General features: G+C 38.5%; 24 protein-coding genes and 1 pseudogene. 7 read left to right on the forward strand and 18 right to left on the reverse strand.

The genetic code is table 11. The annotated features are described in order from the left end of the window. Positions 1-41: 41 nt before the first annotated feature. Positions 42-1,466, forward strand: coding sequence for an aspartate ammonia-lyase (gene aspA, locus QFZ72_RS22510; protein WP_373464624.1), 1,425 nt, complete (start codon positions 42-44; stop codon positions 1,464-1,466). A gap of 290 nt (positions 1,467-1,756) precedes the next feature. Next, positions 1,757-2,983: an NAD(P)-dependent malic enzyme gene (locus QFZ72_RS22515; protein ID WP_307437963.1), complete on the forward strand. Its 1,227-nt coding sequence runs from the start codon at positions 1,757-1,759 to the stop codon at positions 2,981-2,983. A gap of 625 nt (positions 2,984-3,608) precedes the next feature. Here QFZ72_RS22515 and QFZ72_RS22520 read toward each other — a convergent pair. Then, a complete protein-coding gene (locus QFZ72_RS22520) occupies positions 3,609-4,325 on the reverse strand; it encodes a YebC/PmpR family DNA-binding transcriptional regulator (protein WP_252204190.1) in 717 nt (238 codons plus the stop codon). Between the two features lie 238 nt (positions 4,326-4,563). Between QFZ72_RS22520 and QFZ72_RS22525 the strand changes: the two genes are divergently transcribed. Then, positions 4,564-4,905, forward strand: a complete 342-nt coding sequence (locus QFZ72_RS22525; protein ID WP_307437967.1) for a YflT domain-containing protein — start codon at positions 4,564-4,566, stop codon at positions 4,903-4,905. A 138-nt stretch (positions 4,906-5,043) separates the two neighbouring features. Here QFZ72_RS22525 and QFZ72_RS22530 read toward each other — a convergent pair whose 3' ends face one another. The 4 genes from QFZ72_RS22530 to QFZ72_RS22545 all read right to left on the reverse strand — a co-directional run bounded on the left by QFZ72_RS22530 (position 5,044) and on the right by QFZ72_RS22545 (position 8,873). Next, positions 5,044-5,505: an SRPBCC family protein gene (locus QFZ72_RS22530; RefSeq protein WP_307437969.1), complete on the reverse strand. Its 462-nt coding sequence runs from the start codon at positions 5,503-5,505 to the stop codon at positions 5,044-5,046. Between the two features lie 513 nt (positions 5,506-6,018). Next, positions 6,019-6,807: a DUF2935 domain-containing protein gene (locus QFZ72_RS22535; RefSeq protein WP_307439946.1), complete on the reverse strand. Its 789-nt coding sequence runs from the start codon at positions 6,805-6,807 to the stop codon at positions 6,019-6,021. 262 nt (positions 6,808-7,069) lie between these two features. Continuing rightward, a complete protein-coding gene (locus tag QFZ72_RS22540) occupies positions 7,070-7,453 on the reverse strand; it encodes a VOC family protein (protein ID WP_307437970.1) in 384 nt (127 codons plus the stop codon). 844 nt (positions 7,454-8,297) lie between these two features. Further along, complete coding sequence (locus QFZ72_RS22545; RefSeq protein ID WP_307437972.1) at positions 8,298-8,873, reverse strand: LysE family transporter; 576 nt, start codon at positions 8,871-8,873, stop codon at positions 8,298-8,300. 138 nt (positions 8,874-9,011) lie between these two features. Here QFZ72_RS22545 and QFZ72_RS22550 point away from each other — a divergent pair, with 138 nt between their 5' ends. After that, on the forward strand, positions 9,012-9,902 hold the full coding sequence (locus QFZ72_RS22550) for a LysR family transcriptional regulator (protein ID WP_307437973.1): 891 nt from the start codon (positions 9,012-9,014) through the stop codon (positions 9,900-9,902). Positions 9,903-10,321: 419 nt separating this feature from the next. Then, positions 10,322-10,708, forward strand: a complete 387-nt coding sequence (locus tag QFZ72_RS22555) for a VOC family protein (RefSeq protein ID WP_307437975.1) — start codon at positions 10,322-10,324, stop codon at positions 10,706-10,708. 329 nt (positions 10,709-11,037) lie between these two features. Here the strand turns inward: QFZ72_RS22555 and QFZ72_RS22560 are convergent, their stop codons facing one another. From QFZ72_RS22560 to QFZ72_RS22570, 3 genes and pseudogenes are all read right to left on the reverse strand, one after another. Continuing rightward, positions 11,038-11,724 carry an alpha/beta fold hydrolase gene (locus tag QFZ72_RS22560; protein ID WP_307437976.1) on the reverse strand — a complete coding sequence of 229 codons (687 nt, stop codon included), beginning with the start codon at positions 11,722-11,724 and terminating at the stop codon, positions 11,038-11,040. Positions 11,725-12,279: 555 nt separating this feature from the next. Then, positions 12,280-12,792 (reverse strand): acyl-CoA thioesterase, encoded by a 513-nt coding sequence (locus tag QFZ72_RS22565; protein ID WP_307437978.1) that lies wholly within the window; start codon positions 12,790-12,792, stop codon positions 12,280-12,282. A gap of 24 nt (positions 12,793-12,816) precedes the next feature. After that, positions 12,817-13,109, reverse strand: a pseudogene (locus QFZ72_RS22570) (hypothetical protein); the annotation flags it as partial. Between the two features lie 324 nt (positions 13,110-13,433). Between QFZ72_RS22570 and QFZ72_RS22575 the strand changes: the two are divergent. Next, positions 13,434-14,207: a SurA N-terminal domain-containing protein gene (locus QFZ72_RS22575; RefSeq protein WP_307437979.1), complete on the forward strand. Its 774-nt coding sequence runs from the start codon at positions 13,434-13,436 to the stop codon at positions 14,205-14,207. A 223-nt stretch (positions 14,208-14,430) separates the two neighbouring features. Here QFZ72_RS22575 and QFZ72_RS22580 read toward each other — a convergent pair whose 3' ends face one another. The 5 genes from QFZ72_RS22580 to QFZ72_RS22600 all read right to left on the reverse strand — a co-directional run bounded on the left by QFZ72_RS22580 (position 14,431) and on the right by QFZ72_RS22600 (position 19,085). Then, on the reverse strand, positions 14,431-15,258 hold the full coding sequence (locus tag QFZ72_RS22580; protein WP_307437981.1) for an ABC transporter permease subunit: 828 nt from the start codon (positions 15,256-15,258) through the stop codon (positions 14,431-14,433). Next, positions 15,251-16,150 (reverse strand): ABC transporter ATP-binding protein, encoded by a 900-nt coding sequence (locus tag QFZ72_RS22585; RefSeq protein WP_307437983.1) that lies wholly within the window; start codon positions 16,148-16,150, stop codon positions 15,251-15,253. The genes QFZ72_RS22580 and QFZ72_RS22585 overlap by 8 nt, the downstream gene beginning before the upstream one ends. Positions 16,151-16,169: 19 nt before the next feature. Continuing rightward, positions 16,170-16,946 (reverse strand): CPBP family intramembrane glutamic endopeptidase, encoded by a 777-nt coding sequence (locus QFZ72_RS22590; RefSeq protein WP_307437984.1) that lies wholly within the window; start codon positions 16,944-16,946, stop codon positions 16,170-16,172. Positions 16,947-16,991: 45 nt separating this feature from the next. Beyond that, positions 16,992-17,519, reverse strand: a complete 528-nt coding sequence (locus QFZ72_RS22595; RefSeq protein WP_307437986.1) for a helix-turn-helix domain-containing protein — start codon at positions 17,517-17,519, stop codon at positions 16,992-16,994. Between the two features lie 333 nt (positions 17,520-17,852). Beyond that, entirely contained in the window at positions 17,853-19,085 is a 1,233-nt protein-coding gene (locus tag QFZ72_RS22600; protein ID WP_307437988.1) for an MDR family MFS transporter, read from the reverse strand. A 162-nt stretch (positions 19,086-19,247) separates the two neighbouring features. Between QFZ72_RS22600 and QFZ72_RS22605 the strand changes: the two genes are divergently transcribed. Continuing rightward, positions 19,248-20,003 carry an alpha/beta hydrolase gene (locus QFZ72_RS22605; protein ID WP_307437989.1) on the forward strand — a complete coding sequence of 252 codons (756 nt, stop codon included), beginning with the start codon at positions 19,248-19,250 and terminating at the stop codon, positions 20,001-20,003. Positions 20,004-20,037: 34 nt separating this feature from the next. Here QFZ72_RS22605 and QFZ72_RS22610 read toward each other — a convergent pair whose 3' ends face one another. The 5 genes from QFZ72_RS22610 to QFZ72_RS22630 form a co-directional block, all read right to left on the reverse strand. After that, on the reverse strand, positions 20,038-20,508 hold the full coding sequence (locus tag QFZ72_RS22610) for a GNAT family N-acetyltransferase (protein ID WP_307437991.1): 471 nt from the start codon (positions 20,506-20,508) through the stop codon (positions 20,038-20,040). Positions 20,509-20,803: 295 nt separating this feature from the next. Beyond that, a complete protein-coding gene (locus tag QFZ72_RS22615) occupies positions 20,804-22,078 on the reverse strand; it encodes an MFS transporter (RefSeq protein WP_307437993.1) in 1,275 nt (424 codons plus the stop codon). 71 nt (positions 22,079-22,149) lie between these two features. Further along, positions 22,150-22,686, reverse strand: coding sequence for a DinB family protein (locus QFZ72_RS22620; RefSeq protein ID WP_307437996.1), 537 nt, complete (start codon positions 22,684-22,686; stop codon positions 22,150-22,152). A 53-nt stretch (positions 22,687-22,739) separates the two neighbouring features. Beyond that, positions 22,740-23,153, reverse strand: coding sequence for an NUDIX domain-containing protein (locus QFZ72_RS22625; RefSeq protein ID WP_307437999.1), 414 nt, complete (start codon positions 23,151-23,153; stop codon positions 22,740-22,742). A 166-nt stretch (positions 23,154-23,319) separates the two neighbouring features. Next, positions 23,320-24,072: a helix-turn-helix domain-containing protein gene (locus QFZ72_RS22630; RefSeq protein WP_307438002.1), complete on the reverse strand. Its 753-nt coding sequence runs from the start codon at positions 24,070-24,072 to the stop codon at positions 23,320-23,322. Between the last annotated feature and the right edge of the window lie 11 nt (positions 24,073-24,083).

Consider the following 24,083-nt stretch of genomic DNA (forward strand, 5'->3'; position numbering starts at 1 on the left):
TAACATCATAAGTGAGCAAAATATAGATGGGGGAATTCAACTTGAAATACGAACATGTACGAATAGAAAAAGATTTTTTGGGTGAAAGAGAATTGCCTATTAATGCCTATTACGGTGTGCAAACATTAAGGGCTGTGGAAAACTTTCCGATTACTGGCTATCGCATTCACGAGGAATTAATTAGAGCATTGGCAATCGTCAAAAAAGCGGCTGCGCTCGCGAATATGGATGTGAAACGTTTATACAAAGGCCTTGGAGATGCGATTGTTCAGGCAGCAGACGAAATCATTGAAGGAAAATGGCATGACCAGTTTATCGTAGATCCGATCCAAGGCGGTGCCGGTACATCCATGAATATGAATGCAAACGAAGTCATTACGAACCGTGCACTTGAGCTGCTCGGCAAAGAAAAAGGGGCATATGTTGAGTTGAGCCCAAACAGCCATGTCAATATGTCACAATCAACGAATGATGTGTTTCCAACCGCGATTCATATTGCAACACTTAATTTAGTTGGAAAATTGTTAGGCACAATGCAATATATGCTGGAATCGTTTAAAAAAAAGGCGAAGCAATTCGATCATGTCATTAAAATGGGCCGTACACACCTCCAAGACGCGGTACCTATCCGCCTTGGCCAAGAGTTTGAAGCTTACAGTCGTGTATTAGAGCGCGATATCAAACGTATTCAACAATCACGCCAGCATCTGTATGAAGTAAATATGGGAGCGACAGCCGTTGGCACAGGCTTAAATGCAGACCCTCGCTATATCAAAAATGTGGTCAAGCATTTAGCGGACATTAGCGGCCTTCCTCTCACAGGTGCAGAGCATCTTGTTGATGCAACACAAAATACGGATGCCTACACAGAAGTATCTGCCGCCCTAAAAGTATGTATGATGAACATGTCGAAAATCGCCAACGACCTACGTTTAATGGCATCAGGCCCTCGTGCAGGATTTGGGGAGATAATCTTGCCGGCTCGTCAGCCAGGCTCATCGATTATGCCGGGAAAAGTAAATCCGGTTATGCCGGAAATGATTAACCAAGTGGCATTCCAGGTAATTGGCAACGACCATACGATCTGTTTGGCATCTGAAGCGGGTCAGCTTGAACTAAACGTGATGGAACCTGTGCTTGTATTCAACTTGCTTCAATCAATCAGTATAATGAACAATGCATTTCGGTCATTCACCGACTACTGCCTTGCAGGCATTGAGGCAAACGAAGTCCGGTTAAAAGAATATGTAGAAAAAAGCGTTGGAATTATTACAGCTGTAAATCCGCATATTGGATACGAAGTGGCTGCACGCATCGCACGAGAAGCCATTTTAAAAGGAAAATCTGTACGCGAGCTGTGCCTGCAATATGATGTATTAACAGCCGAAGAGCTTGATCTCATTTTAAATCCTTACGAGATGACAAACCCTGGGATTGCAGGTGCTGCCCTTTTTGAAAGAGAGTAACCTGCTGTTTAAATCCACGGAAATCATTTGGCATGGATTAAAAACATCTATGTCAATGATTTCTTATTAGCGAATGCCGATCTCCCTCGCGGGTTCTTGTCAAGCGCTTTTATGAGAACCTTTATGAGCTTATAAAAGAAGATGTAAGAACAGAAAAGCCTAAACGGGATAAAAAAACAATCATGATCATACAAAAATGAGGGATTTATATAGAATGCTGAAGAAGTACCTTTTCTTCAGCATTCCCCCCCCCCCCTTTTTAATCAATATGCGAGAGGAGAAACAAAAAGATGAACAGTCTACGTGAAAAAGCATTACAGATGCATAAAAAAAATAGAGGAAAGCTTGGTGTTCACTCGAAAGTTCCGGTGCGTGATGCCTATGATTTAAGTCTTGCTTACTCCCCTGGCGTTGCAGAACCGTGCATGGAGATACATCATGATGAATCAAAAGTATATGACTATACCATGAAAGGCAATCTTGTGGCGGTCGTTTCAGACGGTACGGCTGTGCTTGGGTTAGGAAACATCGGGCCGCGTGCTGCAATGCCTGTAATGGAAGGAAAAGCCCTTCTCTTTAAATCATTTGCCGATGTGGATGCCTTCCCTCTTTGCCTCAATACGACTGATCCTAATAAAGTCGTGGAATTGGTTAAAATGTTAGAGCCTACCTTTGGAGGCGTCAACTTGGAGGATATTGCAGCACCCCAATGCTTTGAGATTGAAGAACAATTAGGAAAGGCTTGCAACATCCCTATTTTCCATGATGACCAGCATGGAACAGCGATTGTAACAGTAGCTGGGTTGATTAACGCCCTTAAGATTGTAGAAAAGAAGTTGGAAGAAATTTGTGTTGTTGTCAATGGAGCAGGTGCTGCCGGTGTAGCGATTGTGAAGCTTTTACTGCAAATGGGTGTAACAGATGTGATTTTATGTGACACAAAAGGAATTATCTATAAGGGTCGCCCTGCCGGCATGAATCCTTTTAAAGAAGAAATGGCACTTATTACGAATAGAGAGCAGAAACAAGGAACATTAAAAGATGCGATGGTTGGATCCGATGTCTTTGTAGGTGTATCGGCTGCCGGTGCTATCAATAAAGAAATGATTCAGTCCATGAATCATGATCCAATCATTTTTGCTCTCGCAAATCCAATCCCTGAAATTATGCCTCAAGATGCAAAAGATTTTGGTGCTAAAGTAGTCGGTACAGGTCGGTCCGACTTTCCGAACCAGGTCAACAATGTCCTTGCCTTCCCTGGTATTTTCCGCGGTGCGCTGGACGTATACGCAACAGAAATCAATGAAAAAATGAAGTTAGCAGCAGTTTACGCTATTGCCGAACTCATTCCAGATCAAGAGCTTCATTCAGACTATGTAATTCCAGATCCATTTGATCGCAGAGTTGCGGCACACGTTGCAGCAGCTGTAGCACAGGCGGCAATAGACAGTGGAGTGGCCCAAACAACTATCAACCCAGAAGACATTAAAAAACGCTTATTATCCCTTAATGAATAATACACTCTTATAATATTTAAATCGAAAATTAGATAGCGACTTAGCAGACTGTTTAAGATAGATATTGCTCATTGCACACTCCTAAATCTTTATTTCATATTCTGCGTCGTACATTCCTTTGACTGATTCATTAAAACCGATATTCTAATTAAGAATCAATATATCAACTACTGTTTTTAAATTGCTTTTTTTATCTATTTGAATAAATAATTTACTCTTGCAGCACTCAATATCTTTAATTGCATGGAAAATGCCTTTTATATATATAAAAGCCTAGGCTTTACTTACTTCATAAAAGCGCTCTATTCTTGAATAACTACAAACTAGTCTTAGATGGTCGTATTACAAGATTAATAATAAGTATTCTCCTAGTTAATCAATTTCCTCATTAGGAAAACTATCAGCCAGTTTTCGAAAGGCCTCCGGTTGATTAACCGGAACTCGCTTACTACAAGGTTTGGTGAATCATAGTAGGCGATTGTTAACCTAAAACAGGGATAACTAGATTCCCTTTGCATCATCTTCAAAACTAATTGTTTTTTTAAGAACAAACTTTAAAATAAAAAAACGGGTACTAAAATGCTGTGCACTTTAGTACCCGTTTTCTTGTGTATTTTTCTTCTTTCTACCCTAAATCTACATTATGATAAACCTGCTGAACATCTTCTAAATCTTCAAGAGCATCAATCATTTTTTCAAATTGTGCCTGTGCATCTTCAGGAAGCTCAAGGTCATTTTGCGCAAGCATTGTCAATTCTGCAACTGAAAATTCTGTAATGCCGGCATCCTTAAATGCTTTTTGAACAGCATGGAACTGATCAGGTTCTGCATAAACAATCACTGCATCCTCTTCTTCCAAAATATCGCGTACATCAAGATCTGCTTCCATTAACAGCTCAAGCACATCATCTGCTGTTTTGCCTTCAATGCCGATAACAGCTGTTGCATCAAACATATAGGCAACAGATCCGTTAACTCCCATGTTGCCGCCGTTTTTGCCAAATGCCGCACGGACATCCGATGCTGTACGGTTAACGTTGTTAGTCAAGGCATCCACGATAACCATTGATCCATTCGGTCCAAATCCTTCATAACGAAGTTCATCATAGCTTTCTTCTGAACCGCCTTTTGCTTTTTCAATCGCACGGTCGATGATCGCTTTTGGAACACTGTAAGTTTTTGCACGCTCAAGCACCACTCTTAACGCCTGATTTGATTCCGGATCTGGCTCACCCTGCTTTGCTGCCACATAAATCTCACGTCCGAACTTTGCATAAATCCGACTTGTGTTAGCATCTTTTGACGCTTTTTTCTCTTTAATATTGTTCCACTTGCGACCCATATTTTTTCACTCTCTTTCCGTTCATATAAAAGGCAGTTTCGATGCCTATAAAAAGTTCGCTGCATGATTAAAACTAGTTATTTACTGCATTCAATCTATTATATCAAATTCGCCTCATTTTTCACGAGTATCTTGCTGAAAAAAGAAAGGCCAGCAGCTCTTGGCTGAATCTACTAAAATATTCTCTTGTTTATCCGGTTAATTGAGCGGGTATCTCTAACCTATGGAGGCGATCTAAATGAAACCGAAATTCAAAGTATTTCACGATGACGAGCAATTAAGCAAATCCATTGATAGACTAAGAAATGATGGAATCAGAGATGATGATATTTATATCCTTTCACATGACAACGACCATGTAAGGCGCGACCGCAAAGAAACAGATGCCAACAAAATCGGTGTAGGCGTAACCGGAGTCGGAACTGCCTTAAAAAATGTGTTCCGAAGCAAAGGCGATAAATTGCGGGTGAAAATGGAAGAAATCGGCTTTGAAAAAGAAATGGCTGAAAAGGTTGAAGAAGAATTGGCTAAAGGGAAAACGCTGCTGGTTGTAAGAAATCAGGATGAAGTGACGTTTTGAATTATCTTATAACAAACAAAAATATGAAAAGCTCTAGCTAATATCTGCTAGAGCTTTTTATATGTCTGAAAAAAATTCATCCTATTTTCTACTATTAATGATCATTACCATATAAATATACTTCAATTAAAACTTAACTCAATTATCTATTGAAATAGGCGGCAAAGTGTTTCCCGTTTCAAGCAAACTTTTCAAGTTACTTAGGATAGCAGGCCAACCATTGTTTAAACCTTCAAAGGTATCTTCCTTCTCTACAATATCAGCAGGCACAAGATTTTCATGTTTAAGAGTTAGTTTTACAGTTGAATCCAAAGGGACTAATTCAAAAGAAACCTGTGAGGGCTGCTCGCGCAAGGCTTTATCTTCTACATAGGTCCATGTAAAAGAAAGTAAACGATGAGGCTCACATTTTAGTATTTTTCCGTAATCGGAAACTTGTCCATTTCGTGAATAAGTAATAGTTGAGCCTTCTTGCCAATTGGATTCAATTTTGCTTCCGAAAAAGTATTTCTCTGTAAAATTACTGTTTGTTAATGCTTCCCAAAGTTTTTCTGGAGTTGTTGCAATGTAAGTCACATAGACAAATTTTGGTTTAGTCATCTTTTCTGGTCCTCCTCAAGTTTACTTTTCATGCAATGCTTCTATATGATGGCTTTCATATTTTCGTATTCATCGTTAATATATCTCACTAATCGGTACGGGATTAAGATAATGAAGCTTCTCACGCCCTTGCCAAACCACAGCAACAAGATTTGCTTCTTCTAATATGACCAAGTGTTTCGTATCAGCTTGTGAGACATATCCAGATGTTTACATAACTCTCTTAATGTTTACCCGTCATTCCTGTACAGATCGTCAAGCAGTTGTCTGCGACTTAAATCGGCAAGAGCCTCAAAGATCTTATCTATCTGTCTCAACCTCCTCTTATGTTACCATTATATGCAACTATATTATGATGTTTGGAGATAACCTTGCTGAAAAAACAAAAAAAAAGGACCAATTATGTCCTTTTTTTAGTTCACTAAAGCCACCAATTTAGTTAAATAAAGTATAGATCTATTCTATCATCGTTCCCTTGAATTGAAGAAGTAAATACCTTTTCAAAAATAATATTTAGGCCTTTTTTAGACTCGCTTCAAATAAATCAATGATCTCAAGAAACCTTTCAGCTTCTCTAAAAGTATGATCAGCTAGAAGGGGATGAATAATGCTCTTAATACGACATTCTTCAATTAACTCTCTTGCTGTTTTCTTAAAATCCCTTAACGAGGCTACTGATACTCTATTTTGATTTAAGAATTGGCTAAGTATAGGTCTAGTTTCTGATTGTGGTCGCATAGAATCCAAGTCAACTGCCTGAAAAACCAATTGATCAAAATCATGACTAAAGTCTCTCGCCTGCTCTACTAATTTTCGTTCCGAAGGATCTAAAAGATGTCCGATAAACTTAGCATGATCTGCCATGATTCTAAGAAAGAATACATTTTCTTCAATAATAGCTTCTGGTTTAGGGACTAGTTTACCTTCATTGAGTTCTTTTAATCGATTAGCAAAGTAAGCTGCTTCTCTGCTAATGTGATCAACTAATAAAGGGAAATTATTAGAACGAATTTCGCAGCGTAATGTTAAGCCTAACACTTTTCTCTTGTAAGACCATATAGAAGCAGCTGCTTGATAAACCTCGCTATTAAAAGCTTGTATTTGACGTAAATCTGAGTTTACCGTGAACCTGCTCAACTTTTCCTCTATTCTTTCAAAAATAGTGATAAACTGCTGCGCTTCACTGATCAATTGTTTCTGTTCATGTGTAAACCCCAAACTTAAAAATAAGGCGTGCTCTTTCATAATCCTTGACCAAAATTTTATTTCATCCAGCGACCTTGCAACAATTGAGTTTGCCAGAATAATCCCCCCATTTACTCACTCCTTTCTAAATATATATTTGATTTGTTGTCCATATTCTAACTAATTCTAAATTAATGTATGAGAAAGCACATCTGTTCTAAAAAAGGCTCATTATTTTTAGAGATTTTCTTCGACTAACTGCCCTTAGTTGAAGGGGGTTCATTATTTTTTGTGTGTAACACCTATGGCGAATCAAAAAGCCGATTCCAATTGGAATCGACTAAACGTTTTTGAAAAGAAAGTTGTTTTTTACAGTTTGTTATTCACTTTTTTCCATGACGGCAAAATAATTCTCTTCACTATCGGCAAAGTTAAATACTCTCCCAGAAGGTATATTTACAATTTCTCCGACGGTGACATTTTTATTTACTAAGTGGCTATGTAATTGATCGAGATTTTCTGTAAAAAACATTAAGGAAGGTGTGCCAAGATTTAGTTCAGGCTGCATTTTTGCGATTAATTCTTTGTTGTGAAGAATAATACTTGTTTCAACATGATTTAATGGAGCTATTTCAATCCATCTCATTCCTTGACCGTTTTCCTCTTCTGAAATAACCGTAAACCCCACTTTTTCTGTCCAAAATTTCACTGCCTCATCTTGGTTATTTACATATACCATGATTTGTCCAACTTTATTAATCATTACTATTCACTCCTTCTATTATCTTTGTTGAAAACCTTCACACCTTATTGAACAATACTTGCCAGTTTAGAATCATGAAACAACTTTACAGGCTGATTTCCTAATGGAATCGACTTAATCCTGCCCAATTGTTATTATTCAACAAAAAGAGACGTTATCCTTCCTTAATTATCGCCTCCGGATTGTTGATTAAGAAGCAGTCGCATCAGATAGGGAGAAAGGTATACCTTGGTTCACTATTTATGTGCATATAGCTCAAATTCAAACAGTCACTTTTATTCCATTAACTGCCCCGTTTGTAAAATAACAGGCGTTGATCCTTCTTGGATCTACGCTACTCTTTCATTTACGTACACTATTACAATCTAACTTCAAACTTCATTTGCTCTAACATCCTATCAACATTTTACTTGGATCACCTATCTGAATTGAAATAGGTGTTAGCGGTGCTACTTCAACAATACCGTTATTCAATAATTTACTCATTTAATCTCCTCCCCTCTACTGTTTGAATATAGTAAACAAATTGAACCAACGATGATTTGATTTTTTGTAAAAATACTATAATTTAACAGTATTCGACATCGCTAGCCTGTTGGATTTTAGCTGCTAGACCTTACATCTGTGCAACTGGAACAGAGCATGCTGCTACTCGAATTCCTTTTGAAAGTGGTGCAACAAATATTTTTTCAGCAATTAACATGTTGCTTGCAGCATCAGGGCGATCGCAAGGAATGGTAATGAAAAAACCAGAATGATAAGGTAATATTTTATAAAAGAACAATATCTTATATGAAAAATATCAAATTAAGACCTTTCTTTCATATATAGATGAATCTTACTTTTAGAAAATTGTAATTGCAGAATAGATGAGCAACAAACACATTATCAAATTGATTATTTTATCGTATTTTGCAAATACCTTCTTAAAAGCCGAGCCAAATATAGCCCACAATAACAATGCGGCGCAACCTATTAGTATTGTTAAACACACAAAAAAGAGTATAGATATATTTGAATTAACATAAGGAAGGATGAAAGTTGACGCTGCTGTTAAAAAGTACAATATACTTTTTATATTGAGAATCTGGAAAAACAGCCCTGAGAAAAAAGAAGACTTTCCGTAAATGTCTTTATCATTATTTTTTTTAGAAAAAGTAATTTTCCATGCTAGATACAATAAATATGAGGCACCCACGACTTTAAAGTAGGGTTCTACCATTGGTACCCACTTATAAAGACTTGTAGTCATCAATGAGGTTACTGCACCTAGAATAATAAACCCTGAAATGATTCCACTGTTGAAGCGTATGGAGCCTTTAAATCCAAATCTTCTTGCTTCATTCATTACTAAAATATTACTTGGTCCCGGTGTAAAGGATGTAATAATTACGTAGGAAAGGAATGCTGTAAAATTCACGTAGTTAGTCTCTCCTTTTAAATAAAATAATTGAATATCCTGCGTAATTAATTGTAATATAGGACTATCTATCGGTAAAATTGAAATTACAAATAATCATTATCATTTTTTTAAATACAAGGGAGAAGGTTATTGCTAATGGAAATACGACAATTTATTACTTTCCGAACAATTGTTGATGTCGGGAGTTACACAAATGCTGCAATAAAATTAGGCTATACTCAATCAACAATTACTTCTCATATTAAAGCATTGGAAGAAGAAATCGGCGGAGAATTATTTACTTACGTCAAGCGAGAGTTAAAATTGACCTCCTTAGGAAAAGAATTAATTCCTTTGGCCGATGAATTGCTATATACGTATAATCGTATATCCCAAATGAAGAATCATGACAAAGTAAGTGGAGAATTAAAAATTGCTGCACCTGAGTCATTAACTATTTCTAGATTAGGGTCTATTCTGCGAGAGTATTCAACTAAATATCCAGACGTTAAGATTATATTGAGTAACGGAACTTGTGGGCAAAACCAAAAAGACCTTATGAGTGGACATGTTGATATTGCTTTTATGGTTTGGCCCAAATTAGAAGTAAATAATTGTCTTCACTATCAATTACACAAAGAAGAGATCGTTTTAATTACTAGTCCGAATAAAAATCAACATTTTGATGATTATAAAAATAAGGTGACTACTGACTACTTTATTACAAATGAAGAGGGATGCAGTTATCGTTCCATGTTTGAGAGATACTTAGCCAACAATAAACTGCCTAAATTTCAGACAATGGAACTATGGAGTTTGGAAGCTATTAAACAATCAGTAATGAGTGGTTTAGGATTTTCTGTATTACCCTATATCACGGTAAAAAATGAGGTTGAAAAAGGGTTATTAAATATTCTTGAACACAATGAGAGGTTTGAACCCATCTACTCACATGTACTCGTCAAGTCAAAAAAATGGCAATCCCCTGCGGTTGAAAAGTTTATTGAGTTAACATTAGAATCAGTACGGCCACCGATTTATGGCTGACTTATTGTTTTAAAAGGATCTTTATTCAAAGATCCTTTTAAATTTGCTGTACATGTCATCCATTACTTACGCAGCAGCGTCTGAAAATATTTAACTTATTGCCATTCTATTTATTAAAATTTTTTTATGACGCAGCTTAATTTATTACATAGACGTATTAAGAATATAATTATAATGGAGTATACATTATAAATAGTCGATGATAACATGAAATGCGGGAACATAATCGAGGGTGTCTTCTAAAAATACATATAATATAAACAATCTATAGCTATAGCACGTACGAAAAAAACTTATAAGTAAGATTCAAGGAAAGGAAATTTCTATTATAAATTATTCTTTATCAAAAGTAATAATTTATAAATGTAAGTTTGATAACCCTTTTAAAACTTTAAATATTTTAATAGGAGGAAATGATTGTGATAAAACAAATCGACCATCTGGTTTTAACAGTAAAAGATATAGAAGAGACTATAAAGTTTTATACAATTTTTTTGGGAATGAAAGAGGAAACCTTTGGGTTAGGAAGAAAAGCGTTGTGTTTTGGATTTCAAAAAATAAATTTACATGAGGCTGGTAATGAATTTGAGCCTAAAGCAAAACACCCACTACCTGGATCTGCTGATCTTTGTTTTATTTCTGATGAAAATATAGAGAAGGTAATAACGCATCTGAGAAAAAATAATGTGATGATTGAGGAGGGTCCTGTAAAAAGAACAGGTGCACTCGGTCCAATTTTATCCGTATATATTAGAGACCCAGATCAGAATCTCATTGAGATATCACATTACCTAGAGAAGGAATAAAAGAACGATAATTTGTTTTTCAATAGATATTCCCTTCCTCCTGAATTGACTCTGATAATTTACATTTTGATAATTACAAAAAGATCAAAAAAACAATAATAAAAATGGAATCGAACACTTGATTCCTTTATTGAAATAGTATGACTTTTTTCTTAATGTGATTAATAACTTTTTCTTATCCTTTATATGAACTAACCAGTTTTGTTTTAATAGGCTTTATTCAACAATCCTGCCCGATTTGCTTATTCCAGTTATTTTAAAATCAAGCAGTTTAGAAATGCGTGCGTTTGTTTAATAAAATTAGGGTAATAATGAAAGCGTTCGGAAACTCATAAGTGAAGAAAACTTTTTACGGCAGCTAAGAAGGCCGGTAAATTAGCATCATGCACAAAGTGCCCAGCATCTTCTATCGTCACCAATTCGCAATTCGGAATAAGCTCAGAAACTTCCTGCAATTTGTTTTGAGGAATATGACTGGACCCACCGCCTATAATAAGAGTCGGCATGATAATGTCGGTAAGTCGCGTCCACCATTCGGGATTTGGTTCATTAAGCTGCCGCAGAATCGAAGGCACAACCAGCCAATCAAACGGCAGGGGATCAGATGGTTTAGAAGGAACTTCGATCGGCTTATCCAGAAAAGGAGGAGGAGTGTCTTCTACAATCAACCGTTCTATCCTTGACGGAAATGTTTCCGAGAAAAGATAGGATACTGTCCCCCCCATGGAATGACCAATTAACGTAAATCGTTCCAAATTCATAGCATTCGCAAAATGAAGCAAGTCATCGCACATCAGTTCAAAAGTGTATGTACTGGTTCTGTCACTCCCACCATGACCCCGTTGATCTAATGCTAGAACGCGGTATTTTTCTCCTAATACGGCAGCCACTTGATCCCATGATTCTGCACTTTTTCCCAGCGCGTGAAGTGCAACAAGCGGTGCAGAAGGTTCCCCACTCTCACGATATTGAAAAGTGAGTCCATTCAACTCAATTTGATTCACCCGTGTTTCCATCTCAGGTCATCTCCTAGGGCGGGTTTCGTCATTTAAACCCGATTTATTTAATCCATACATATATATTTCAGCGAATGTGTGAATATTTTCTGCGTAAACTCTTCTCCCTTTAGTTTACAGGCAAAATCCTGGTTATAGGTAATCATAGAGAGCACATGGAACCCTATAACAAGTAAAATCCTGGTTTTGGGTAATCATAGAGCGCGTATGTTACCCTGAAACATAAAAAATCCGTTATTTAGGTACTCAAAGAGCGCCTATGGAACCCTGAAACATGAAAAATCCGTTATTTAGGTACTCAAAGAGTGCGTATGATACCCTATAACGGGCAAAATCAGTGTTTTGGGTAATCATAGAGCGCCTATGGAACCCTGAAACATGAAAAATCCGTTATTTAGGTACTCAAAGAGTGCGTATGATACCCTATAACGGGCAAAATCAGTGTTTTGGGTAACACTTGCTTTGATGCACTTTTTTCAGGGTTGAGGCGGTTTTTTTGCTCTACACACTGCTTTGATGCACTTTTTTCCAGGTGGGCACGGTATGAGTGACCAATTAATATTGCTTAATTTGCTCAGAGAATGTAATACTCGCTTTTCTTCTTGCCTTCCTGATGAGCGAGCGCTCCTCACCTGAATCAAATAAATATTTTTCCTCTTCTGTTTCAGGATAAACTCGCGGAACGGCTTTTGGCTTACCCTGTTCATTCAATGAAACAAATGTGATAAAGCTTGTCGCTGCAACTCTGGATTCACCGCTTTTTAAATCTTCTGCCGTTACTTTCACGAATACCTCCATCGATGATCTTCCCGTGAATGTGACGAAAGATTCTAGATGCACCGCATCAGTCGGACGAATCGGATGCAGAAAATCCACCGAATCCATGGATGCTGTGACACATTCTGACCGGCAATGTTTAGCAGCTGAAATTGAGGCTACAACATCTATTGAAGCCATTAATTTCCCGCCGAACAAGGTTTGATGATTATTCGTATCAGGCGGAAGTACACGGTTTGTTTGGAAGACTCTTGATTCTGAACACGGTTTGCTGTTAGGTATTTGTGTCATAGTATTCTCCTTTTGATTGCATTTCTAAGAATTTTGCTGAATTTTATTCTCAAAGTATGGACTTTTTCTAAGCTTCGTATGCTGTTCATAAGAAAATCCAAGCTTTATTAAGAGCCCCTGACTAAAAGCAGATCCGCTAAAGTAATTCCAAAGGGCCTCCCCTTTTCCATATACCCTGCAGGAAGGGCAATGGAAGGATCGTTGAACCAATATACGAAGGAAAAAGGATGGCGCCCGAGATTATATTTTTTCAATGCATAATCAATACCTTCCTGCTGGGAAAAGTATATATCTTCTAATTTTGCTTGTATATATTCAAGTGCTCATTTGATATCTATCCCACTTAGGATCACCAATATGCCATCCAAAAACAGCCGAATAAAAAGCCGATGCTTGCTCAGCACTTTTTCATTCAAAACCTGCCCCTCTTCCCAATATCCATCCCGCCCCCACTCAGATACCCATATTCTAACATATTTCCCTAAAGCGCTCTGCTGATTTTAAACGTTTCAATCCTGTTACAATTCGTCAGATCGGCTCCATAAGGTTTCTTTTTCACAGGATTTCCTTTATAATGCGCACTAGATGATTTTTTTTCAAAAGAAAAAATTATACTTCTAGCTTGAGGAAGGAGATCGATTATGAAAAAAGTCATGTTACCATTAATAACCGGTCTAATGGCTGTTGTTTTAGCAGCATGCGGAGGCAATGAAGAAAGCAAAGAAGCAAAAAATGATGCAAAAAATGATGCAAAAACAGCCGAAACCGATCAGCAGAAGGATCAGCAAAAGCAAATGGAAGAAATGCAAAAGAAATTAGAAGCGCAGCAAGTGGATGAAAAGAAAACTGTTGCTCTTGTGAATGACGAAAAAATCCTTGGCAGCGACTATAACAGCGTCCTGCAATCAACTCAGGGCCAAATGCAGCAAATGGGACAAGACCCTACTTCTAAAGAAGCTGCAGAGCAAGTGAAAAAACAAACACTTGACAGCTTAGTCGGACAAACCCTTCTTCTTCAAGAGGCAAACAAAAAAGGCTATAAAGCATCTGATGAAGACGTTAAAAAGCAGCTTGACGAAACGAGAAAACAGTTTAAAACTGAAAAGGAATTCGAAGCAGCTCTTAAAAAATCTGGCATGGACATGAAAACACTTGAAGCTCAAATTGCAGATGATATTAAATTCAGACAGTATATTGAAAAAGAAGTGCCTGCAGGTGAAATCTCAGATGAAGAAATTCAAAAAACATATGACCAATACGCTGAGCAAGGAAAAAGCAGCGGACAGGAAGTTCCAAAACTTGCAGAAGTAAAACCTCAGATTGAACAATCTCTTCAGCAGCAAAAACAGCAGGAACAGCTTGCTCAAAAAGTGGAAGAACTGAAGAAAAACGCGAAGATTGATCTTAAAATTTAACAGCTAACCCCCTGTGCCATATGAACTGCACCCCAATTGTTAGACATCATCTAACAATTGGAGGTGCAGTTTTTCTATGGATAAATTTTCAAAAGAAGAAAAAATAATTGCCGTTAAAAGATTTCTAACAGGTGAAGATTCTTTTAAGGGAATCGCTAATTCTATTGGTGCAGATACAGGGATAAAGCAAACCTGATTTCCATCATCTTAAATTCGAGTCCCCTCAATGAATCTGTTTTTCAAATAGCATAAACCGATCATTGTACTTCGTGATTCTCTGCAGCAAAACGGCATTCACGATCAGGATCACAAGTGAGATCAGCAGCGTAATTTGTGCTCCCACAAAGAATAAACCGCTTGACTGACCAGCCATCATTCCCACAGCAGGCAGGATAATCAAGCCTCCAATGTTCTGAGCTTCCTGATACGTTTTGACACGAGAGGAGATAAAGACGATAAGCAAGACCGTCATAAGAGACACCATTGGTGAAAGACAAAAGATCAGCGCAAGCCAATTGGCAGATGGAAAGATCATTTCTTCAAACAGCTGAAACCCCAGAATATTAATAATCATTCCGCTCAGCAAAAAGCTCAAAAAGGAGACGAGAAGAGACGGAATAAAAGATCCAAGGATTTTGCTCACAAAGAGTGTTTTAATCGGCACAGGAGAAAAAAGCAAACTCTCAAGTGTACGCCGCTCCTTTTCCCCTGCAAAGCTGTTGGCGGCTACAACACTTGCCGTGATAATCGGCACCAGCAAAAACAAGGACGGAAGCATGTAGTTAATAAACAAATAAACAAATTGCTGTTCCGATGTTTCAAGCACAAGATTCTCCTGTTTCAAATGAGTCAGGAAACTGCTGATCAGCTTCTGTGCATCATTTCCAGCCATCTCTTCGATATCAAAAATAAGAGCACTTCCCAGGAGAGCTGCGGGTATGATTGCTGAAAAAATAACCGGAATAATAATCAGCGTAGCAAACAAATTTTTACTGCGAAAAATATCCCTTAAATCTTTTTTGATGATCGCCTTCATCATTGCGCTATTCATTGTGCATCTCCCTTACTTTAAAATAAATGGATTCAAGATCATGATTTAAAATTTCTGCGGAATAGACATGATGCTTTTCTAAAATCCCCTTCAGTAAAAAAGGTATGTCTTCTTTTGCAGGCAGTGTGAAAATGACTTCGCCTTCTGCACGTTGTTCACAAGGAAACTCCAAGTATCCTTTTCTATGAAGCTTCATATCTGTGTTTACTTTTACCTTGATTTCTTTTAAATACTTTTTCTCAAGTTCAGCCATTGTGCCTTGCTCAACAATGGTCTGATTCAGAAGAAAAGCGAAGGAATCGCAAACAGGTTCCAGCTGATGCAATACATGAGAACAGATAATCATAGTTGTGCCGGTTTCTTCGTTGTATTTTTTCAAATAAGCGAGTACCATTTTGATGCCGTCCGGATCGAGGCCATTTGTCGGTTCATCCAGAAACAGCAATTTCGGACTGTGTAAAAGCGCTTTTCCAAGCGCGAGCCTTTTTTTCATGCCTGTACTGTACGTTCCTGCAGGTTTATCTTTATGTTCAGCCAGATCAAACAGCTCAAGCAATTGAATGATTCTGGATTTATCCTTGACTCCATATAAATCTGCAAAAAAAGCTAAGTTTTCTTCACCGCTTAATTGATGATACAAACCTGCACCTTCTGTGACAATTCCTGAAATCTTTCTGATCTCATCGCCATGTGTTACAGGATCATGATTCAGGATCGAAATCGTCCCGCTGTCAGCTTTAATGACGCCGTTTAATATTCGGATAAATGTTGTTTTCCCAGCTCCGTTTGGTCCAAGGAGCCCTACAATCTTTCCTTGTTCTGCTTTGAAATTGACGTTCTTCAGCACAGTCTGACTGCCAAACGTTTTTGAAACACCCGCGACTTCAATCATCTGTATTCAAGCTCCCTTTTTAATAGAATAATGGAATAAACAGCAGCTGCAGCGAGATATGAGCAAACATGTGCGAGACGATTGCATACTCATACCCTTTTTTCCAATAGAGGTAACCGAAGAACAAACCTCCAATACCATTCAGCAGGAAGCAGCGGAAAAGAATGATACCCGTTAAATCACCAAATACCATTGAAGTGAACGGTAAATGGCCAGCAGCAAATACTAGTGAAGCGATGATGATGGCAGCCCAGAAATAAGATTTCGGCAGCTGCTGCCTCTTTCTTCCGGCCGTTTTTTGAAAAATCCATACCAGCAAACTGACTAAAAACAGCCGCATCAGGGTTTCCTCAAACAATCCGCCTGCCAGAACACCTGCGAATAATCCAAGCCAAGAGAATTCAGGCGTGCTTCCCCCTATCTCCTGAATCTGATACTGAAAGTAAAAGCGGTCTGAACCGACAATAATGAATCCTGCCACTGTTCCAAGAACAATGGAGAGCAGCAGAGATGAACGGTTGAATGGCCTCTTTTTCCCTTTTTCAAAGAGCGATTGCAGGATGTCAAAAGAAAAACCAGTTTTTCGTGCCAGTTTAAAACCAAGAAATGCAAGGAGGAAACTCATTATAAATAATTGAACAGATGATACTAGAGATAAAACAACCATGGAGGCACCGCCGGTCATTTCCTCAAATTCATTTGCAGACACCGCTGATTTTAATGAATTCATTTGATATGGCAGCAAAAGAAAACCAGATGCAAAACAGATGCCTGCAATCAATAAAGCTAATTTCAAATCCATCCCCTTCATTAGCCTCTCCCTCTCAGCTGTTACGTTTTATTACTTTTGCGGTATGACGATCGTTGCAATGTTTCTTCCTGTACGTTCGGGCGAAGGTTTATTAAGCATGGCCTTTTGCAGCAGTTCAGCCATACCCTTTATCAGTTCCATAAATTCGGTATCTGATAAATGAACATTTGCTACAGTGTAACTTACTCCATCTTTCATCAAATCAGCTTCTCCCTGCTGTAAATAATTCTCATACATGCCCATCAGCTGAGTTGTAAAATTCATGAACAATTCTAAATGCTCTTCACTTGATAAGTTTAAAAAGTCTTCCTGCGACTGTACAGATGGTTCATTAAGCGCATAAACTTTTTCAACCGTTCCTCTAATTTGATTTTCTTTTACAACTTGAATGATCTTGGCTTTAAGAAGTTTATTAAGATGTCTGTACAGTGTCGCCTGAGGAACATCTTTGGCCCGCTCCCCCAATTGGCCAACAGTCATTTCTTTGCCGTTCAGCAGAGATTGAACAATTTTCATTCTCACAGGATGCAGGATCAGGTTCATCTTTGATTTATTCAAGTCTTTATCCTCCAGTGTATTCATTGTTATCATTATGAATAACGATAGAATTTACAAAAATTAACTACGTTTATCACTTTTGATAATAATACATTATTTGATAATAATCAATTGTTTTTTCCAAATTTTCTCTTAAAATCATTCTATAAAACCTTTATATAAAGAGGAAGTTATGCATGCAGCAATTTTCCAAGCAGGTTATGATGACAACCCGTTCTGCTTTAATTGGTTCCGTATGTAAATAAGAGAGAACTACGAAACATGGCGAAGGATAGCTGAAATCGTTTGCTGTCAAAAAAGAAGGAAGCGCAAGTTGTACGCATCCCTCCTTCCTTACACATGAACATGTTGTTTAATAATTGTACTTTTTTCCTTTTTCTCCATTTCTTTTTTCACAAGCAGCAGAACCGGCAGACCGCTTAATGTGATAAGCATCAGACAGCAGAATAAGATGGCCGGATCACTGACACCGTAAGAATCGAGAAGCAGCCCTCCGATCCATGGACCGATAACGTTTCCGAGCTGAGTAAATCCCATTGCGCCAAAATATGTACCTTTCATATCAGGATTGGAAATTTCATCAATCAGGACATCCATCATTGAGAAGAGCAGGACCTCTCCAACAGTAAAGAAAATGACAACCAGGCCGATCATCCAAATGCTTTTTGCAAAAGCAAAGCTGAAAAGGCTTAAACCGACAAATAAATTCCCAAGCATAATGGATCTGATGGGAGAATAGTTCCTCGCAATTCTGACAACCGGATACTGAATGATCAAAACCACGACAGCATTCAGGGACAGCAGAATAGAAAACGTTTTGGCCCCGTCCTTAATCTCAGGAGACATGGCAAAGTATTGGGGCAATGTAGAAGTAAGCTGTGAAAATCCTGTAATGCATAAAATAATGCCGACTAAAGTTAAAAGAAGCAGTTTATCTTTTCTCGTTACATGAAATGCCTCCCGAAATGAAATACGGGCAGTGTCGTCTGCTTCACTTGGAAGTTCCGTTTTCATAAATGTGAGCAGCAGTGAGATGCCGTAAAGGGTATATATCGCGGCTGCAATATAAAAGGGAAAGGTCGTTTTTGCTGATCCCAAAAAGATGCCAAGTATCGGTCCGAATACCACCCCGACATTGATGGCGGCATATCTCAAATTAAAAATCAGCAGCTTATTTTTCTGATCGGTAATATCCGATAACAGCGCTCTCGTGGTTGGTTCAAATACCGATCTGCACACCCCGTTCAGAGTATTCATAATAAAAAATGAAAGCACACTGTCTGCCACTCCAAAACCAATAAAAACAAGTATCCAAAGAAAGATGGATGTCAGCAGCACTTTTTTCCTTCCTAGTTTGTCAGACAAATAGCCTCCATAAAAGCTTGATAAAATGCCGGCAAGTGAGCTGACAGCAATAATGGTCCCTGTCATGGACGCAGAGACGCCTTTCACTTGCGTTAAATAGATGGCCAGGAATGGAATGCTCATGGATGTTGCCATTCTGCCGAATATCGTGCCGATTAAGATGTTCCACCCTAGCGGATGAATCTGTTTAAGCTGTTTCATGAATGTACCCTCCACCTTGTGATAAAAGCTAGTTTACCACAATTTCTCATTTTCCGAATCCTAAAATGGAAGGATGAATCTCAACCTTTAGTAGGAGATTGCAAGTCTAATAGCGAATGGTAAAACGTTGAGGTTTTTAAATAATTGGCAGGAGGTTTTTTTATGTCAGAAAGATATCCGGTATTAAAAGGAGCAGAACCCTTTTATTTTGAGGGGAATTCGGTTGGGATTCTCGTATCACACGGATTCACAGGCTCAACTCAAAGCATGCGCCCGCTTGGAGAAGCCTACGCAAAAGCTGGATACACTGTGTGCGGTCCTCGGCTTAAAGGCCACGGTACACATTATGAGGAAATGGAAGGAACTACTTATGAGGATTGGGCTGCTTCTGTTGAAGAAGGCTATCAATGGCTGTCTGCGCGCTGCAGCACCATCTTTGTTACAGGACTTTCAATGGGAGGCACCCTTACTCTCTATCTCGCCCAAAAACATCCGGAAATAAAAGCGATCATTCCCATAAATGCTGCAATTGATATTCCGACCATGGCAGGAGCCCAGCAAATTCAGGCCAGATTTCTGGACGCAATTGGATCTGACATTAAAAATCCTGAGGTAACCGAGCTTGCTTATGAAAAAACACCTGTTCAATCATTAAAAGAGATTAATAAGCTCATGGCATTAGTGAAAAACAGCCTGTACGAGATCACATGTCCTGCACTTATTTTCGTTTCCTCAGTGGACAACGTTGTCCCGCCGGATAACTCAAAGGTCATTTATAAAGAGATTTCTTCAAGGGATAAAAATCTGATCACTCTTGAAAACAGCTACCATGTCGCTACGCTTGATCATGACCAGCAGCAGATCATTGATGAGTCGCTTCACTTTATTGAAAAAGTACTGAATCAGACTGCCGTTTAATGCACATAAAAGGCTCTATCTATTGACAGAGCCTTTATTTTTTGACCATGACTAAGAAGGTTGACTGCCCCTTGTCAAAACTTACTGTTTCAATGAAGCCTGCTTTTTTGTATAGACGAATGGCCCTTTTATTAAAAGAAGCCACTGTTAATCTGAGAGGCATATTTGGAAATCCCAGCTGAACATGATGCAGGATAAACGAAAAAAACAAATAACCCATTCCTCTGCCTGTTCTGTCCGGCTCTAGACCAAGGCCGATATCAATCATATTTTCTGAATAGATGCCCGGGAAAGGGCCGTTCGGAACTTGAGCCGGTTTTCCCAGGCAAAAAAAGCCTATTAATCTGTTGTTCATGTCAACCACCGCATAATAAGAGTTTGACAGCATTCCATTGATATTGCCTTCTGTAAGCTCCATGTTATAAAAATCATAAGGCGGTTCATAGTTCCATTGCAGAATTTCAGCAGCCATTCTTCGGTTCATCTTTTTTATTAATACCTGCATGCAATCCCCCTCTAACTGAAGCTGTCTTTTATTCAGCTCATCCTTTTTCACCTGCAGGTATAAAGTTTAATTGGGCGCAACCAGTCATTTATACCTGTTTATCATTGTGAGTGAATTCCAAGACTTTTCACATTAATTCCGAGACTTTTCGAGTTAATTCCAAGACTTTTGCCATTAATTCCAAGACTTTTCATATTAATTCCGCATAATTGTGAACAAAAGACGTTTGTCTGAAACATAGCCAGGCTATATAACAAGAAAAAGCTGTGTCCTTATGCGGCACAGCTTTTTTTAGTTACCCTTTTACAGTACGGTTTTCCATAATTGCAGGCGCTTCCTGCTTCTTAATCACTAAAACAAACAAACTCGCCACCAAGCAGAATAGACCAGATATAAGAAAAGCCCACGTGTAAGAGCTGAGAACCTTATAAATCATTCCCCCGCCAAAGGCAGCCGCGGCAGCACCAGCTTGATGTGCAGCAAAAATCCATCCATAAATAATTCCGCTCTTTTCAATACCAAAGACTTGCTGCGATATTCCAATCGTGGGCGGAACAGTCGCAATCCAGTCCAAACCGTAAAAAATAGAAAAAATGATTAGTAGACTTGTAGAGCCTTCAAATAATGCATATGGCAATAACAGCAAAGACAAACCTCTAAGTCCGTAATACCAAAACAGCAGCCAGCGATTATCAAATCGATCTGAAAGCCAACCAGACGCCGTTGTTCCGATTAAATCAAAGATGCCCATAAAGGACAGCAAGCCCGCAGCTGTCACTGCCGGAATACCAAAACTGATGCAAACCGGAATAAAATGCGTTCCGATCAACCCGCTCGTCGATAGCCCGCATATAAAAAAGCTTCCTGCAAGCAGCCAAAATTCCTTTGCTTTTATTGCTTCGATTAAGCCCTGAAATGCCATGATGATCGGATTTTCCTTTTGGAACGAGCTTTCTATTGGTTCTTCATCCTCTGATCCATAAGGCAAAATCCCGATATCCATTGGTGAATTTTTCATAAAAATCAGGATGATTACAAACATTCCAAGACAAAGGAATAAAACAAGGGAAATGGCTTCCCGCCATGAATAAACTTCAGTGATCCAGGCTAAAACCGGCAGTAAAATCAACTGGCCGGTTGCGGTGCTTGCTGTCAGAATTCCAACGGCAAGCCCTCTCCTTTTAACAAACCATCGATTTGCAACATAAGGGCTCAATACGGTCAAAAACAACCCAGAACCAAGACCTATAATAACACCCCATATTAGAATGAGCTGCCAGGAATCCTGCATGAAAAAAGTGAGTACAATCCCTGACAGTAAGGTGGTCATCGCAAGAATCATCATTCTTTTTAAGCCAAGCACTTCGATCAGGGCAGCCATAAATGGTCCCGACAGGCCATATAGAAACAGACTGATGGCAAAAGCAAGCGATATGACGGGGCGGTCCCAGCCAAATTCCTTCTCAAAAGGCACGATAAATACTCCCGAGGAAGATCTGATAATGCCGGCTACAATAATGGCCAAAAAAGTGACAGATAAAATGATCCAGCTATAGTGAATACGTTTCATATATGTACCTTCATTCTCTTTTATTCTATTTTAAATTAACCATAGAATTTCACAGCAGTAATCTTCAAGCTTCATCCAGCTGAAAATTCCTTCGCCCCCAAATAGCGTTCTTTAAGGATTTTTCGGTGATGAAGCTCATGACCGGCAATAATACATGCGATCGCACGTACTGTAACATCCAATTGATTTGCCGTTCCCCATCTCAGCCAGTCTTTTTCTTTTAAACTCTTAAGCAGGAGCAGCGTTCCCTCTCGGACAACGAACAGGTTCTGAAGGAGATCTTCCATCTTCTCCTGATTAAAATTCGCCTGAGCTATATATGCATTTTCATCATAGCCAGGCAGCTGCGCCGCATCTCCCCTTGCAATGGATAAAAGACGGTATGCCATGATTCTTTCAGTATCCACAACATGGCCGATCACTTCCTTTATGCTCCATTTACCCGGTGCGTATCTGAATTCCCCTTCTGTTTCAGAAAGGTCGTTAAGCAAATGCAGGGTATCCTTTACTTGCTGCTTTAAAAGCTGTTCAATATCTCCTTCAGGTATCATGCTGATATATCCTGCATAATACTGTGCATATTCATTTTGTTCCGGGCGTTTGTTCATGCTCCTCATCCTTTATCAAATATTTTCTCTTTTATAAACTCTTATTCTTCATTCTATGTCCAATTCCCATCCCTCACCATCTTTTCCAAACGGATCAAAAGCCTAAAGTGGGTTTCATCTACAGAGCCTATGTTTTTAGAAAGGTTCCATAATTGAATCTTGGATGTTTCCTTATTCACTTTAAACGGCTTTAAATCCTCTGCAGCAGCGAAAAAAATTGGACTGTATTTTACTTTTCCCGTGCGTTTCTTTCTTTTTTTCAGCAAACCTGCAAAATCCAGTTCCGGAACAAATTGCCCGGTTTCCTCAAATAACTCTCTTATTGCGCATTCTTTTGGAGATTCCCCGATTTTCCTTCTCCCGCCGGGAAGCTCCCATTGCTTTCTCTTTATACTGAAACAAAGCAGGAATTTTCCCCTGCATTTGAAAATAACAAAAGATCCTGCCAACGGCTGAAATGAAACCATTTCGGATTCATCTACGCTTAAAAAGTCATCAAATTCTGATCGGCTCCTGATAGTCTATTCCTCCCTGAATTCTGCGAAGAGAATGTGCTTGGTCATTTGATATGATTATGCTCTGCTATTCAGGAATGTCACAGGTGAATTGTAAATTAATGAACACACCTACTTCTTATCTTTCCTTATACTTCCAATGCTTTTCCTCCATATCCTCATAATACAATCGATCTAGAAGCTGATTTAGAACGCCATTAAAGTACCCTGAGATGCTGCGTAACTTTTTTCGCTTTACAGCTTGAAACACAATTTTGACTGATTCAATTCCTATTTTTAATAAAGTCTTTTCTATGTAAATACCATTTAAATGGACAATTTGTGCTGTATAGATTCCGTACATGCGGTTAATTAATTTTTGATCTTTTGTAAAACATTGGCACATATGCTGAAATTGGAGAAAAGGTGACAAAGGCTGGATCTCTGGATACGTATTTAATTCTTTTTTTATGCTTAAAGAAGGATGGTTTAAAGGTGTGACATTTTGCATTTTCTCTTGTGTGACATTTCGCTTTTGCTGATGAGGCAGAATGACGATAGCATTTGACGTTTGCTGATTGTCGCTTTTACGCTTAAGAGCATACTGCCTGATAATTCCAAATTCCTCTAATTGATGACAAACACGGATAATCGTTCTCCGGCTTTTCCCTGTTAATTTACCAATTTTATTTTTTGATAAAAAAGAGACTCCCATGTACTTCAAACTGTATCTTCCAATAAGCTTTAAAACCTCAATCATTGTTTTGGTAAGCCTATTATTCTCATCTTTCAAATGATTGTAGATGGATGCGTCAAGCTCTTCGCATGTGCTAAAGAGCTGCAGTTTTTTATAAGTCTCAGGGCATGCAAGAAAATCAATCGTTTTTTTCATCAAAAAATCCC

Origin of the sequence: Bacillus sp. V2I10 (assembly GCF_030817055.1) — a bacterium.
In the GTDB taxonomy this organism is placed as follows: domain Bacteria; phylum Bacillota; class Bacilli; order Bacillales; family Bacillaceae; genus Bacillus_P.